Annotated in this window: 20 protein-coding genes; 11 read left to right on the top strand and 9 right to left on the bottom strand. The window is 48.4% G+C overall.

Annotated features, from left to right (window positions below; all coding sequences use genetic code 11):
* The first annotated feature begins 105 nt into the window (after nt 1-105).
* Nucleotides 106-762, top strand: a complete 657-nt coding sequence (locus Q3W13_RS04870; RefSeq protein WP_302861800.1) for an FAD-binding oxidoreductase — start codon at nt 106-108, stop codon at nt 760-762.
* 58 nt (nt 763-820) lie between these two features.
* On the opposite strand, the gene Q3W13_RS04865 is transcribed toward Q3W13_RS04870, so the two are convergent.
* Nucleotides 821-982: a hypothetical protein gene (locus Q3W13_RS04865; RefSeq protein ID WP_302861799.1), complete on the bottom strand. Its 162-nt coding sequence runs from the start codon at nt 980-982 to the stop codon at nt 821-823.
* Between the two features lie 38 nt (nt 983-1,020).
* Here Q3W13_RS04865 and Q3W13_RS04860 point away from each other — a divergent pair, with 38 nt between their 5' ends.
* A complete protein-coding gene (locus Q3W13_RS04860; protein WP_302861798.1) occupies nt 1,021-1,218 on the top strand; it encodes a hypothetical protein in 198 nt (65 codons plus the stop codon).
* Nucleotides 1,219-1,256: 38 nt separating this feature from the next.
* Here Q3W13_RS04860 and Q3W13_RS04855 read toward each other — a convergent pair whose 3' ends face one another.
* Together Q3W13_RS04855 and Q3W13_RS04850 are read right to left on the bottom strand one after the other, a co-directional pair.
* The gene (locus Q3W13_RS04855; RefSeq protein ID WP_302861797.1) at nt 1,257-1,517 is read right to left on the bottom strand and encodes a hypothetical protein; all 261 of its coding nucleotides are present in this window, start codon (nt 1,515-1,517) and stop codon (nt 1,257-1,259) included.
* Nucleotides 1,518-1,569: 52 nt separating this feature from the next.
* A complete protein-coding gene (locus tag Q3W13_RS04850; protein WP_302861796.1) occupies nt 1,570-1,854 on the bottom strand; it encodes a hypothetical protein in 285 nt (94 codons plus the stop codon).
* A gap of 278 nt (nt 1,855-2,132) precedes the next feature.
* Between Q3W13_RS04850 and Q3W13_RS04845 the strand changes: the two genes are divergently transcribed.
* Both Q3W13_RS04845 and Q3W13_RS04840 read left to right on the top strand, forming a co-directional pair.
* Nucleotides 2,133-2,489 carry a two-component system response regulator gene (locus tag Q3W13_RS04845; protein ID WP_302861795.1) on the top strand — a complete coding sequence of 119 codons (357 nt, stop codon included), beginning with the start codon at nt 2,133-2,135 and terminating at the stop codon, nt 2,487-2,489.
* 122 nt (nt 2,490-2,611) lie between these two features.
* Nucleotides 2,612-2,800, top strand: a complete 189-nt coding sequence (locus tag Q3W13_RS04840) for a hypothetical protein (RefSeq protein ID WP_302861794.1) — start codon at nt 2,612-2,614, stop codon at nt 2,798-2,800.
* Between the two features lie 170 nt (nt 2,801-2,970).
* Here the strand turns inward: Q3W13_RS04840 and Q3W13_RS04835 are convergent, their stop codons facing one another.
* Nucleotides 2,971-3,186 (bottom strand): hypothetical protein, encoded by a 216-nt coding sequence (locus Q3W13_RS04835; RefSeq protein WP_302861793.1) that lies wholly within the window; start codon nt 3,184-3,186, stop codon nt 2,971-2,973.
* 64 nt (nt 3,187-3,250) lie between these two features.
* Here Q3W13_RS04835 and Q3W13_RS04830 point away from each other — a divergent pair, with 64 nt between their 5' ends.
* A complete protein-coding gene (locus Q3W13_RS04830; RefSeq protein WP_302861792.1) occupies nt 3,251-3,658 on the top strand; it encodes a hypothetical protein in 408 nt (135 codons plus the stop codon).
* Nucleotides 3,659-4,338: 680 nt separating this feature from the next.
* A complete protein-coding gene (locus tag Q3W13_RS04825) occupies nt 4,339-4,971 on the top strand; it encodes a M949_RS01915 family surface polysaccharide biosynthesis protein (RefSeq protein ID WP_302861791.1) in 633 nt (210 codons plus the stop codon).
* Between the two features lie 623 nt (nt 4,972-5,594).
* Here the strand turns inward: Q3W13_RS04825 and Q3W13_RS04820 are convergent.
* The 3 genes from Q3W13_RS04820 to Q3W13_RS04810 all read right to left on the bottom strand — a co-directional run bounded on the left by Q3W13_RS04820 (nt 5,595) and on the right by Q3W13_RS04810 (nt 7,949).
* Nucleotides 5,595-7,175: an IS630 family transposase gene (locus Q3W13_RS04820; protein ID WP_302861790.1), complete on the bottom strand. Its 1,581-nt coding sequence runs from the start codon at nt 7,173-7,175 to the stop codon at nt 5,595-5,597.
* 287 nt (nt 7,176-7,462) lie between these two features.
* On the bottom strand, nt 7,463-7,609 hold the full coding sequence (locus Q3W13_RS04815; RefSeq protein WP_302861789.1) for a hypothetical protein: 147 nt from the start codon (nt 7,607-7,609) through the stop codon (nt 7,463-7,465).
* A gap of 157 nt (nt 7,610-7,766) precedes the next feature.
* Nucleotides 7,767-7,949 (bottom strand): hypothetical protein, encoded by a 183-nt coding sequence (locus tag Q3W13_RS04810; protein WP_302861788.1) that lies wholly within the window; start codon nt 7,947-7,949, stop codon nt 7,767-7,769.
* Between the two features lie 38 nt (nt 7,950-7,987).
* On the opposite strand from Q3W13_RS04810, the gene Q3W13_RS04805 reads away from it, so the two are divergent.
* Nucleotides 7,988-8,497 carry a hypothetical protein gene (locus tag Q3W13_RS04805; RefSeq protein WP_302861787.1) on the top strand — a complete coding sequence of 170 codons (510 nt, stop codon included), beginning with the start codon at nt 7,988-7,990 and terminating at the stop codon, nt 8,495-8,497.
* Between the two features lie 156 nt (nt 8,498-8,653).
* Here the strand turns inward: Q3W13_RS04805 and Q3W13_RS04800 are convergent, their stop codons facing one another.
* A complete protein-coding gene (locus Q3W13_RS04800; RefSeq protein ID WP_302861786.1) occupies nt 8,654-8,848 on the bottom strand; it encodes a hypothetical protein in 195 nt (64 codons plus the stop codon).
* A 359-nt stretch (nt 8,849-9,207) separates the two neighbouring features.
* On the opposite strand from Q3W13_RS04800, the gene Q3W13_RS04795 reads away from it, so the two are divergent.
* The 3 genes from Q3W13_RS04795 (at nt 9,208) to Q3W13_RS04785 (ending at nt 10,735) form a co-directional block, all read left to right on the top strand.
* Complete coding sequence (locus Q3W13_RS04795) at nt 9,208-9,588, top strand: RidA family protein (RefSeq protein ID WP_302861785.1); 381 nt, start codon at nt 9,208-9,210, stop codon at nt 9,586-9,588.
* Nucleotides 9,589-9,659: 71 nt separating this feature from the next.
* Nucleotides 9,660-10,037 (top strand): ACT domain-containing protein, encoded by a 378-nt coding sequence (locus tag Q3W13_RS04790; protein ID WP_302861784.1) that lies wholly within the window; start codon nt 9,660-9,662, stop codon nt 10,035-10,037.
* Nucleotides 10,038-10,519: 482 nt separating this feature from the next.
* A complete protein-coding gene (locus Q3W13_RS04785; RefSeq protein WP_302861783.1) occupies nt 10,520-10,735 on the top strand; it encodes a hypothetical protein in 216 nt (71 codons plus the stop codon).
* On the opposite strand, the gene Q3W13_RS04780 is transcribed toward Q3W13_RS04785, so the two are convergent.
* Nucleotides 10,732-11,643 (bottom strand): IS982 family transposase, encoded by a 912-nt coding sequence (locus Q3W13_RS04780; RefSeq protein WP_302861782.1) that lies wholly within the window; start codon nt 11,641-11,643, stop codon nt 10,732-10,734. The two genes, Q3W13_RS04785 and Q3W13_RS04780, sit on opposite strands and share 4 nt — an antisense overlap.
* Nucleotides 11,644-11,858: 215 nt before the next feature.
* On the opposite strand from Q3W13_RS04780, the gene Q3W13_RS04775 reads away from it, so the two are divergent.
* A complete protein-coding gene (locus tag Q3W13_RS04775) occupies nt 11,859-12,527 on the top strand; it encodes an outer membrane beta-barrel protein (RefSeq protein ID WP_302861781.1) in 669 nt (222 codons plus the stop codon).
* Nucleotides 12,528-12,533 lie beyond the last annotated feature (6 nt).

Genomic DNA, 12,533 nt, shown 5'->3' with positions numbered 1-12,533 from the left:
TTTGCGAAATATCGCATCAGGTTTTTATTTCCGATTTTTAATTCACTGGGAAACAGGCTACTAGGAGATTGGCCCTTAATTGGGTATGTAGTTATAAACGTAACTATGAACACAAAAATCATTGCAGCCGAATACATTACTCCTAATGTAAAACGGCTTACATTAGAAAAACCCGCCGGCTTTAAACATCAGCCGGGCCAGGCTGTAGAGTTATCAATTGACGATGACGGCGTGACAGACGAGCGCAGGCCATTTACCATCACCAGTATCGAAACAGATGATTACCTGGAATTTATTATAAAAATATACACGACTCACCACGGATTTACCGAACGGCTTGCTAAGTTACTTCCCGGTGATAAGCTGATCTTGCATGAACCGTTCGGTTCGATCAATTATAGGGGACCAGGTTTGTTTATAGCAGCCGGGACAGGAATTACACCTTTTATTCCAATTTTCAGGCAATTCATTCGAAATCAACGTCCGCTGAAAAGCTCACTGCTGTTCGCCAACCGAACCGAGTACGACGTTATTATACCTAACGAGCTAACCACCATTTTAGGGCTTAGGTATATCAACGTTTTTTCTGAACCGCAAAAGCCTGCAACTCCGAAATATATCGACAGGTCACTGCTTCAACAATTCGTCAGCGAGGAATTTCCATATTACTATATTTGTGGCCCCGGTCAATTTGTGGCAGCCACTATCGAAACGCTGCAATTCTTGACAATTTCGAAAGAAAAAATTGTGATCGAGGAATAACTTTAACCGCTCCGCGGGCTGGAAACTTCATGTGCTTTGAAGATAAAAAGGGCTTTTTTCATAAAAGCTGCCCTGCCCTTTCCAACGCCCCGCCTACCGGCCAACCGCTTTTCTTGCAGGGCTCGCCGCTATCGCGAAGCGCTTCGTTCCCTGCGGCGCGTGGCGCGTCCGATGCGTTGGCGCGCCACGCGCCACATGCCCTCGCTCCGCTCGCAGCCAACTGCGTTGCGCTTCGTTGGCGTTTGGCAGCTCGCGAGGATGGGCGGCTCAGCTGTGGATGAGGCTGCGGCACAGCGCCAGGAACTCAGGGCAGCAGCAGGCGTAGGTCAGCCTGCCTCCTGCAACCTCCACGTAGGGCGAGCGCATATGCACCGGGCACTGCAGGTTAAGCAGCGCGAACCGCACCGCCCTCAGCCGCTGCGGCGGCCCGTGCTCGACTCCTTTCATGCAGGGTAAACGCGGCGGCGGCGAAATGGTTTGGAAGGAGGCGGCGGCTAACCGCCAATGCCGAGGGACGACAGCAGCTCCCCGAGGGACGACTCGAACGCCGCGAAGCCGCCGGTTGCGCCCTTAACACCCCTGCCGCAGCTTGCGAGCTTGTCCAGGATGAGCGACTGGTACCTCGCTATCGCCACCGCGCGGTCCGGGTCGTACGGGGCCGAGGCCAGGACGCATCCGAGCAGCGCCTCCAGCCTCCTGTGGATGCGCTCCAGCGCGTCGATCTCGCGCATCAGCTCTCTCTCTTCTCGTCTCATGGTCCGTGGTATGTCGGGGTTGCGTAAGCTTCAGTCGGCGGGGGTCCTCCGCTCAGGGGGCCTGCCGCCGTGCGACGCCGAGTCCGGCCAGCAGCTCGTCGATCGCGGAGTCGGCGCCGGCGGGGTCCGGACGGCCGGGCCGCGCCTCGGAACCGAGCTGCGCCCTGCACGCGGCTATCTCGCCGACGATCCGCTCCTGGTACAGCAGGAGCGCCATCACCTCCTCGGGGCGGAGCGTCCGGGATGCGAGGAACCGCGCCACCAGCGCGTCCAGCAGCCTGCTCGTGCGCTCCAGCGCGTCGATCTCGAGCCATATGAGCCTGTCTTCGTTCGTCATGGGGGTACGGTGTCTAAATTACTAATTTAGTTTGAAATGCAAAGCCCCCCATTTTTTTTAGGGTGCCGTTTACCGATGAAACGCCTATATTTGTCCCACTACGCGCGGGCACCGTCCCGCTAATTGTGATAAGGTTTAGGTTGGGGTCCCCGGGCGGCGAGTGCGAGGGGGCCCTGTTTTGCCGGGCGTCCCGCCCCATCCGCCTGAAACAATTCGCCGGGCTGTCGCTTATATAATGGTGGGGGCCGTGCCATTCCCGATGCCACACCGACATCAGCATGCAAAGAAAGATCGTCGTAATCGACAGTGACAGCGACAACCTGGCCGTGATGTCCGACATCCTCCGCCTCGAAGGCTACCGGGTACTCGGCATGCCGCGCCTTCAATCCCTCGAGCAAGTCGCACTGGCCGCCCCTGACCTCATCCTGCTGGAGCCGTTCTCCCAGCCAAGGACGGGTCCGGTCTCCTGCGCGGGCCTGAAGGCGAGCCCCCTGACCCGCGGCTGTCCGCTGCTGCTGGTCTCCACGGAGGTCGACCTCGATCGGATCGCGCTGGCATGCCGCGCCGACGGGTACGCCTCGAAGCCCTTCGACGTCGCTGCGCTGCTATCGCGGGTGGCGGGACTTCTCCCATAGCCGGGGGATCCTAACCGCAAGGAAAAATGCACCGAAGATTCTCGGCTCCCGCGGCCCCCCCCCCGCCCCGTGCCGGGCTTTCTTTTTCCCTTTTTGTTTTTTTGGAATGGTAATTTATGGGGATGAGGACTTGGATGTCTGGAATCCGTTTGCGAACTTTAGGGAACACCCTAACACCAACCATAATGGCAAGCGAAATGACCATCCACGCGCACAGGTACGTCCACTTCGAGGACCTGCAGCTGTCAACCAGGGAGTGCTACCTCATGCTCAGCGACCTGATTGCCAAAATCAGCACCCTCGGCTTCTAGTTTAAATTTTCTCATAATAACTATACCGGTTAATGAATGGTCGCCACTTGACCGGGGAGTGTAACGACAATCTGGTTTGCCTTTGTACCATACGACTTTGCCGGTTATTGTTAAGGATTTGCTATCCACTTTAGATGCAAGCGCCGTCGCTTTTCCTTTTAAAACAACGGTTAAGGGTTGATCAGGATAGGCCGCACCAACGTTGACCAGCTATGCTGCCAAGGTCTTTTGATCCATACAACGCCCTCTACGCTCAAATTTTTACCCGCGTAATCTTTCAGATCACCTGACCGGATGCTGACCACTTTTTCCGCGCCGCCTGGCTTAAAGTAACCAGCTATTTCATCCTCCTGCTCGCGGCGGCCTTTTTGGCCAGCCGCTTTCACCTTACGCGATTATCCCTGTAGCGATTCGTCAAAATTTTACGTAACCGTTAAACCAACCAATCTTATGAAACCTTTAACATTAATTATCGCAGCTGTCATCGCTGTTGTTTCCGGCAGTTCCTGCAGCAAAGAAAAACAAACTGTGCCCGCTAAGGACATTACCGGGAAATGGAAATGGGTAAAGTCGCAGGGCGGAATCAGCGGCGCTGCGCTTACGCCAAAAAGCGAGGGCTTTACACAAACCGAAATATTCGGGGCGGACAGCTCCTTCAAATTTTATCGCGCCGATAAGCTGGTATCCAATGGCAGGTATGCTGTACAGCGAAATTACCGTATTGGTAACCAAACGGTTGATTTGCTGAAGATAACAGAAAACAACTCTTCCGCGTTCACCGTTAGGAATGATACGCTTTACACCTGGGATTTGACCATCAATGATGGTTATATGACCATATATGTGCGGATGAGATAGCTGCCATTCTAAATGATATAAAGCTTATAGATGACTTGTTTAAAGCGCAGGACTTTGTGTTGCAGGATCAGATTTTACTTCGCTTAATTTTCTTATCGGTCTATGGCTGCTGGTAACCTGCTAAATTTAAATTGATGAACTGTTTTCTGTGTATTTCGTAAACGTAAAAAAGCCAACTTTAAATTCCGGCTTAAATTATAGCTAAAGTATGCTTCTCCAAGTCTTTTTACGACCAGGATGTCAAAGCACTGAATAGAGTGATATACAATTTTTTATAGCCATCTGGCAGAGCACCAGAAAAATGCGATTGGTTGGTTAATTTTGACCGGCCCGTTAAAAAACCGTAAATCAGTTAATTGCAGGTTTTTTTTACATAACCGTACGATAATTTCGCGTCCGATGCATCCGGTCAAAATTCCAAGACAGTGAGTACCGGGGTTGAGGTCGCTTTGGTTCTTTTACAAAGGCTTGCCTTTTAATCTTTATTTCAAGTATTTCGCAGGCAGTTTTCTTTTTGGACAGCGTGTGAAGGATCTTATTTTTTTTTGGGGGGACACTTATCTAAACTGTATATACTGAAAACTTAAGTTTTGACGGAAATGTAAAACTTTTAGATAAGTTAAGCCGCTATTTAATAATCTCTTATCTTTATCCGAACTGAATCATAAAAACCCTTTACCGTGAGATATTTACATATACTTACGCTGGTGCTGATATCGCCGGCGATAATCAGCGCCCAGCAAGTAACGCACCTGAAAAAAAACGCCATCCCCGCATCGATGATATACAAAGGCGACTTTAGCGATGCGGTAAAATATGCTGATAAAGAAGGTACCCATACGGTGATCGTCACCAAGGCATTTATTACCACCCCTGCTGACGATAACGAAAGCGTATACACATCGCAGTTACATGTATTCAGCTACCTGCAAACGGCCATAACCACTACGCTGGAGTGGCAGCTTAACGATGAAGCCGGTCCATGCGGCCCGGATGCGGACTCGAAATTGCGTCCAGGCTCATTAACAATTACCGATCTCGACCATAATGGCATTGACGAAGTTTGGTTCGTTTACCGGACTTCGTGTCAGGATGCCTTGTCGCCTAATCCCATGAAAGTGATCATGCGCGAAGGCGTGAAAAAATATGCCATTCGCGGCACCACTCATCTCAAACTCAAACATCCAAAAACATCACCCTACATCGGCGGCGATTATACAGCCGATGAAAACTTTAAAGCTGCCCCGCAATCCTTCCGGGACTATGCCAACCAGCTTTGGATGAAAAACCGCGAGGAAGCAGGTGCATATTGATTTGAAAACGAACGCGGTGCTTGCTGCTTCTACGCAAACTACTGCTCTAATAAAACAAAAATTTCGCCGGCAAATTTTTTTTCTTTAGTAGCAAAATATAGTGCGCAAAAGCTGCCGGTAAATGAAGATGGCTTCTCATTCAATTAAGGATAAACGACCATTATCATTCCTTTTAGCTAATCCGTCGCTCAAATGACACCCACAGGTACTTCCCCGTCCCGCCCGCAGATTTTGATCGCCTTATCCAACAGCACTTCTGCCTTGTGATAAATCGCAGGGCAATGGTCGTTATTCGTGATGTAAAAATTTCCTTCGGGATTAAGCTGCATATGAAAGCGATCTCCGGCTTCTGCTTTAAAATTTCTCCTAACCGGCTTTGTGCTTTAGTTTTCTATTTTCGCAGTATATGAATTCATGGCGGGGAAAGATACTACTATGACGGTCAAACCCAAATGTTTTTCTATACAAAACCGGCAGGTGGGAGGGGGAGCCGGAATTCTTTAACATGGTCGATTTGAAAGTTGATGCGGTGGCGTCTATGCGTTATCTGAAAAATTGAAAAAGATGGACGCTGAATCTTCCTTCCTGACAGAAATACCGCGTCTCCAGGTCAGTGATAAGATTTACCGTGCGCCGCGCATGGCGCTGAGGCTCTTGGTATGGCGGCCTTCATGAAATTCAGGGGCGACGAGCTCCTGCCCCCAGATTTTATTACCGGCGCGGCGCGGATGTTCCCGAAAGTGCCGGTTACGCTCCATAAAATGCCGGTCGATCGCTGCGCGGCATTCTTCGGCAGAGCCATAATTACTGTTGTGGATCACCGCCCTGGCGAGGCCGCTGAAAACAGATTCGATAACATTTAAGAATTGCGCAGATACGGGTAATGGCGCAAATTCGACAAGCGGCGTCCGGTGCTGCAGCCGGTAAGCTTCACTGTTGATCTCGTCGCGCCGGGCATAGAGTTTCTTTGCGGCATGGAAGCTGGCGCAGTCCCAGGAGAGGTACAGCTTTTCCGTATCGCGGTACTCTTCCAGCAACAGGTCCAGCAGCCGGATCATCTGGTCGGTATTCTTCTTATAGCTGTAGAAATGCGAGACCTGGTTCCGCGAAAGCTCGAGCGCGGCGATTAGGACCACGCAGCCCTTGCTTTTCTGGACCTGCGGCACGGTTTGCCTTTCGCGGGTAAAAGAGCGGCCTGTTTTGAGCTTGATGGCAAATGGCCCGTATTCGTCAACAGAAAAAAACCGCTCATGCTCGCCGAGGTTCCGCAGGATGTGTTTGATATGCCCGAGCTTTTCGCGGAAATCCGGGTCGGGGCTGGTCAGCAATTCGCGTGACTTATAGTAGCCGAGTCCCATTTTATGCAGGTTCTCGAGCACGCAGCTGCGGCTGATGGGCAGGTTATATACCGCTTGATAAGCGGTAACGAGGTCTTCCACCCGCCAGGATGTACGGTTAAAACCGTGCAGCTTTGGGGCCTGGTGGAGCAACCTGGTCAGGTTCTCCTGTTTCAGGCGCACGCCTTCGAGCAATGCCGGGCAGGTGGTGTAAGGCTGCAGGTCCAGCTTGCGTAAGCCGCCGTTCTTGTAGTTTTCGATCCATTCCAGTAACGTCGGGCGGGTTTTCTCCACTTGCCCCATTAATTCTGCCAGCGTACGCCCGGCGAAAGAACCCAAAATGACCGTAGCTTTCTTCCATTGTTCGCGGGAGCCGGCACTGCGCCATTTTTGCAAAATGGCATCGTCTTCCGGGCTGATCACGCGGACCCGCTGGTTATAGAAGCGGCATACCTGATTGGATGCACGCCATGCCCTGTAATGGTGTTCAAACCAGAACTTGCCATACCCCTGCGGGTAAATTTTCCGGTACTCCGCCCAAAGGCTTTCGGCATACAAACAGGGCGTTGCCGCCCGGTCAACCAGGACGGGTAAGATGCCGATCAAATCGCGGTAAAGCTGCGTTTTCTCCCTTGGCTGCCGCGGCGGGTTAAAGCTAAGGTCCTGAAGTTTATCAGGAAACGCAGCTGCGAGCCGCTTAAGTTTTGCAACCCGCCTTGCGACAGTGCGGCGGGTAATATGAAGTTCAGCGGCCAGTTTGGCCGTTTTCAGCGTTCCCGCCAGGAACTCCTCGCTGATACGGCTGATCTTTGATACCGGGATCTTATTCATGCAGAAAGATACAGATAATATGCTCCCGACCCGCAAATATGATCAATCAGCTGCTGAATTTTAATTTTTCGATGAGGTCCAGGAAATATTGTGGCCCCCTGATGGCTAATGCGCGTCATCGGCAACGCGATCACTTGTGCGTAACTTAACTGGCGTAAGGTTCTCAAACAAAATTAGGCTGTTTTTCTTTTAGGGCTTGGCGCGGGCGTAAACGCCTTATTTGTTCTACTGTCACGCGAATTTTTCTTACTGATCGTTATAGCGATTGCTATCGCCATGCCGCTGGCCTGGCCTGCGACTAATGGCTTCCAGCAAGGTTTTGCCTACCGTGCGCCGTTGTCCTGGTAGGTATTTGCGCTCGCCGCCGGCATGATCATTTTGATCGCCTTGGTGACCGTCAGCTTCCAGATCATTAAAATTGCTTTAGTGACCCCGGTAAAAAGCCTGCGCAGCGAGTAATCAGTACTCAACAGGTTGTTTAACCCAAATTTTAGGAGGCGGCGCAGCAGGTTTCCGGCCAGTGGACCGAAGTTCCAGCCGTTTCTCCTTGATCCTGGCCGCCACAACTTTATTTAAATCACCCATATGTTAAAGGATAAGCTTGTCAATTATTTCCTGGAAATATCTTTAGCCTTCTGCGCCTGGAAGAACCTCCGCTTCCCGCCCGTAAATTTTGATCGCCTTATCCAAAAGCTCCTCTGCTTTATGATATATCGCAGGGCAATGGTCCTTATTCGTGATGTAAAAATTTCCTTCCGGATTAAGCTGCATATGAAAGCGATGTCCGGCTTCTGCTTTAAAATTTCTCATAACCGGCTTTGTGCTTTACTTTTTTATTTTCGCAGTGCATGAATTCATTACAGCTATTCAATTTACACTGGCTTTGTTATGCCATGACCGCCCCGGGCAATGGCGGGGCAAGATACTACTATGACGGTCAAGCCCAAAAGTTTTTCTGCACAAAACCGGTCGCCGGGAGGGAGGAACCGGAATTCTTCAACATGGTCGATTTGAAAGTTGATGTGGTTGAGTCTTTTGCATTATCTGAAAAATTAAGGATAATGGAGGGTGAATCTTCTTTCATCGTAGAGATACCGCGTCTTCAGGTCAGTGATAAAATTTCTGTTCAGCTGATGTTTCTGTCAAGGTTTCCGGGAATAGTTCATGAAGACGATATACGGCTAGTCGTTGAAAAGCAGGCTGATGCGCACGGGTTTGTGTTGGACAAGATGTTTGCCAAAAACAGTGCATTGAATCCGATGGAGCCTTATTGGGAAGAGTTTAAATTCAAAACCATCCAGTATTACCTGGAAATATATACCGGGCTCCAAGGCATCGCCTTAAAACTGATCGGATAGCCAGCTATCGCAGACCCAGGCTGACGGGCCACGGGCTCCCCCCGGATTATAATGCCGACACGGCGCAGATACTCCCGGAAATGCCGGTTACGGCGCCCAATTTTAATAAAAACTTTATGGCGGCGGTTAAGAAAATTCAGATAAGTGCGGCCGTTTCTATTTGGAATTTGCGCCAAAAATACTGAACGACCCGCCCAGCTGTACCTGGACATCATTCAGGCTGGCGTTCCTGGCCTGCCTATTAAATGCCCCTCGGACAAATATGGTCGAAGTATCGGTTGATTTAAAGCTTCCGTCCGCCCAGCAACTGAATATCCCGCTTGCACCGGTTTGGTGAAAGTCCGGATGCATTAAGTGATTGGAATGCTAAAATAGCATGCAGAAAGAAAGGCGGAGATATTATTTTCATTGCGATAAGATTAAGTGTCTGAATATAATGAAATTTAAATTTGTCAAATGCATCTGCGCCTGATTTTTAGTTGGTTAAGTCCTCTTATTGCAATTGCCGCGGCTTACAGCCGCTGAGCGGTATTGGTTTGGGACATTTTGGCCGGTCCGGATACCGGTATTCCCTGCAATCATGAAAATATTTCTTCAAAAATGTAAGTTAAAATCCCCGAATGCGACTAACGCACGTAATGCGTTCATGAGATGGCCAGCCAGGGAATAAGATCCCGCCGTTGAAGGACAAAAATTGATCAGCGAATCATATGAAACAAATCATTCTTTCTAACAATGCGCCGGAACCCTATGGCCCTTACAGCCAGGCGGTAGCCTCAGGAAACTTAGTTTTCGTCGCCGGGCAGATCCCCATAGACGCAGCTGATGGCCAATTGGTGCCCGGGGGGATAAGGGCGCAAACCCGGCAAGTTATGGAATACATCAGGGCTATATTGACCGAGGCAGGACTGGATTTCAGCCATGTTGTCAAAGTCAGCCTTTTCCTCACGGATTTGCAGGTGTTTGCCGAGGTGAACGAAGTCTACAGCAACTATTTCACCGGCAAGTTTCCGGCGCGGGAAACCGTTCAGGTTGCGGCGCTGCCCAGGAATGCAGCCATCGAGATTTCGGTTATCGCGGTAAAGCCATGACACCGGGAATCTGCAGCGAAACAACTATAAGGACTATTTGCCTGGATCCCCAATATGAGCTTCTTAAAAAAATGAAACCCGTGAAAGCCGAAACAGATTTAATTAAACTTTTAAAGACGATGAAGCCAAAGCTGAATGACGGTGATTTTGTTTTTTGCACGGCGGATGAATTGACCGGGATATACCTGCAGGACATCGTCCTGGTTTTTAAAGAACAAGAGGGTTTCACAATGGTCGTCAGCCGTGAGACCGCAGACGAACGGAAATTGAACTATGAGTTTGTGGCATCCTGGATCACACTAACGGTTCATTCTTCGTTGGAGGCCGTTGGATTGACTGCTGCGTTTTCGAAGGCTTTGGCCGGTCAGGGGATTGCCTGCAATGCAGTTGCGGCATTTTACCACGATCACTTGTTTGTAAAAAGGCAGAAGACTGTAGCGGACAGTTGAAGGTTTTCAAAGTGCCGATAGTTGAGCAAGTGCATGGTTGAGGTCTTCATGTGAATACTGTTTAGTATTCCCTAATATCGCAATTTTCACCCGTTTGTATCAAGCGTATTTCTACGCATCGTTACCCTGTTTTTTCCCCTCCATTTAATACTGATTCAAAAAAACAAAAAGAGAAAAAAGAAAGCGCTAAACGAGGCGAGGACACGACCCGCAAGGAGGAACGGAATAAATGGCCCGTGCGCAAACGCAGTGCGGGTTTACGCAGCAGCTCCTTCCGGGGCGAATGCGCAGGCATGCGGAAGCCGAGTATCTTTGGTGAATTTTTCGGTTTGTACTAATTTGCAGTCGCACTATGCGGTCTTAGCCAAGTTCGCGCGCAGGCGTTATTATTTAATACGGACGAAAAAAAATTTAATTAGACGCGAAAAAAATTTGCATTATAACGGGCGATTAATATCTTTACCCTGTATTTAAACCGTATCATGAAGTCCGTATTCCTATGCCTTACACTCGTTGTTTTATACTTTTATCAATCACACGCCCAATCATCCCCTGGAATTAAAGGTCAGGTAGTCGATACTACGACATACAAAAATCTGAAAGATGCTTCCATTGTTGTGTTAAATGCAAAGGACTCGATTATCGTCTCGTATACCCGCGCATCATCCGGTGGCTATTTTAACGTGAGTTCGGGTTAAGCAACTAACAAAAGCTGGTTGTCCTGCTCATCAAATATAATATTAAGAGAGGGCTTTTTAGGAAAGAAGTGGTAAGCGCAAAGTACGCCCATGGTATTCATCAAAAAGTTATTGACCGATCTGTGCCGTGTGTGCTGAAGTTTGCAGATATTCTTTAGTTCATCGTTGACACATTCGATGATGGCCCTTTTTCTAAGCATTATTTTGTCAGCCTGTGAGATATTAAAGTCTTTCATGTTTTTGCGGGGTTTGGTTATCATCTGTATGCCATTGCCCCAAAGCAAGTCAGCCAAAGCTTTTGATATGTAGCCCTTATCGCCGAATAATTTACCGAAGATATCCTGGGTCATGGAGATCATTACCTTAATATTTCTGTCATCAACATTGCCCTTTGTAAGGTAAAAAGATAGTATTTCACCTTTATCATTGATGATCAGGTGTAGTTTGAATCCATAAAACCAGCCGATAGAACACTGGCCTCTTTCGGCCACCGAGGCAAATACTTTATGGTTATGGATGCGCCTGTTATGACAAGCTTTGATATGTGTTGAATCGATGAAGTTGATACCCCGCGACTGTCCAAGACAATTGGTTTTAAGGAAAAGCATCATGGGTACGGCTACTCTTTGCTCCAGTTCAACAAAGCGATTATAAGATACCAGGCCGGGAAAATAATCCTGGTAATGAGCACAAATACAACATAGATAAAAGTGCTTCAAATTGGTAAAATGTCCGCTGTGAAAAGCGATTAGTATGGTAATCAATTCACTGTCGGACAGCGATGCTTTACGGTTCCTGACCTTGTGATTAGTCGCCTCAAGTTGATGTTTGAGTATCTCGTCCTCAAATTCTTTACAAAAGTCATCGACTTTGACGAAAATTTCAATAATTTTAGAGGGAGTAAGCATACAATGTTATCGTTTGAATTCGACACTTAAATATAACAAAATATGCTTACTTATTGATATTCAAATAGTTAATATTTAACAAAAACTGTTTTTATAATCCTCTCTTATCCCGAACTCACGTTAATAGTATTAGTTTTAGTTACAATTCATATAAAGTTGCTACACAGCAGTCAATTTATATCAGCGGGCGCTATGGCATAACTTCAAACGCCATCGTGACCAACGTGCGATACGATCATTTGACCGGTCAAGCGGCGTACCAGTCATCAAACTTTGACGGAGAAAAACCAACTGACTACCGTCTAAGTATCAACGTACGGAGAAAGGTGCAAAAGTTGGGCATGAACGCGGGTTTTAACTTATATGCGTACGGGAACCTCTATTACAGCTTCTCAAACGACGTCGTTAATCGAACCAAATCGTCTAGTTACATTGTACAAGGCACAATATCCAAAAGTGTAGAAGACAAATTTGATATTTATCTGAATGCTGGCCCAGGGTATGTTGTCAGCCAATCATCGCTTCAATCTGCAAATAACAATGGCAAAAGTTTCAATGCAGATGGTGGTCTCACAATTTATTTCCCCGGAAAAATTCAGTTTAGCTCCGATGCGCAATACACCTATCTGGCAAAAACGCAAATCTTTGATCGGTCGTTCCACCAAGTGCTATTAAACGCAACTCTTGCAAGGAAATTCTTCAAAAAAGAGAATCTCCAACTGGCGCTCTCGGGAAACGATCTACTAAATCAGAACACTGGGTTCAACAGGGTGGCGAACTACAACGTAATTCAGCAGACACAAGAAAGTACCATTCGGCGGTACATTAAGTTGGCCGTCATTTGGAATTTCACACATGAGGGGGGCGCAAGCGGTCAAAACTAATACTAG

This window comes from Mucilaginibacter sp. L3T2-6, from assembly GCF_030519355.1.
Taxonomy (GTDB): Bacteria; Bacteroidota; Bacteroidia; order Sphingobacteriales; family Sphingobacteriaceae; genus Mucilaginibacter.
This window is presented reverse-complemented; position numbering and strand designations above follow the sequence as displayed.

Bases quoted from the DNA above. Each gene is read 5' to 3' on its own strand.
- Q3W13_RS04800 (WP_302861786.1), bottom strand. From the start codon at position 8,848: ATGCATCCGGACTTTCACCAAACCGGTGCAAGCGGGATATTCAGTTGC.
- Q3W13_RS04855 (WP_302861797.1), bottom strand. From the start codon at position 1,517: ATGAGACGAGAAGAGAGAGAGCTGATGCGCGAGATCGACGCGCTGGAG.
- Q3W13_RS04780 (WP_302861782.1), bottom strand. From the start codon at position 11,643: ATGCTTACTCCCTCTAAAATTATTGAAATTTTCGTCAAAGTCGATGAC.
- Q3W13_RS04790 (WP_302861784.1), top strand. From the start codon at position 9,660: ATGAAACCCGTGAAAGCCGAAACAGATTTAATTAAACTTTTAAAGACG.
- Q3W13_RS04840 (WP_302861794.1), top strand. From the start codon at position 2,612: ATGAGGACTTGGATGTCTGGAATCCGTTTGCGAACTTTAGGGAACACC.
- Q3W13_RS04795 (WP_302861785.1), top strand. From the start codon at position 9,208: ATGAAACAAATCATTCTTTCTAACAATGCGCCGGAACCCTATGGCCCT.
- Q3W13_RS04870 (WP_302861800.1), top strand. From the start codon at position 106: ATGAACACAAAAATCATTGCAGCCGAATACATTACTCCTAATGTAAAA.
- Q3W13_RS04810 (WP_302861788.1), bottom strand. From the start codon at position 7,949: ATGAGAAATTTTAAAGCAGAAGCCGGACATCGCTTTCATATGCAGCTT.
- Q3W13_RS04830 (WP_302861792.1), top strand. From the start codon at position 3,251: ATGAAACCTTTAACATTAATTATCGCAGCTGTCATCGCTGTTGTTTCC.
- Q3W13_RS04785 (WP_302861783.1), top strand. From the start codon at position 10,520: ATGAAGTCCGTATTCCTATGCCTTACACTCGTTGTTTTATACTTTTAT.
- Q3W13_RS04845 (WP_302861795.1), top strand. From the start codon at position 2,133: ATGCAAAGAAAGATCGTCGTAATCGACAGTGACAGCGACAACCTGGCC.
- Q3W13_RS04850 (WP_302861796.1), bottom strand. From the start codon at position 1,854: ATGACGAACGAAGACAGGCTCATATGGCTCGAGATCGACGCGCTGGAG.
- Q3W13_RS04805 (WP_302861787.1), top strand. From the start codon at position 7,988: ATGAATTCATTACAGCTATTCAATTTACACTGGCTTTGTTATGCCATG.
- Q3W13_RS04860 (WP_302861798.1), top strand. From the start codon at position 1,021: ATGGGCGGCTCAGCTGTGGATGAGGCTGCGGCACAGCGCCAGGAACTC.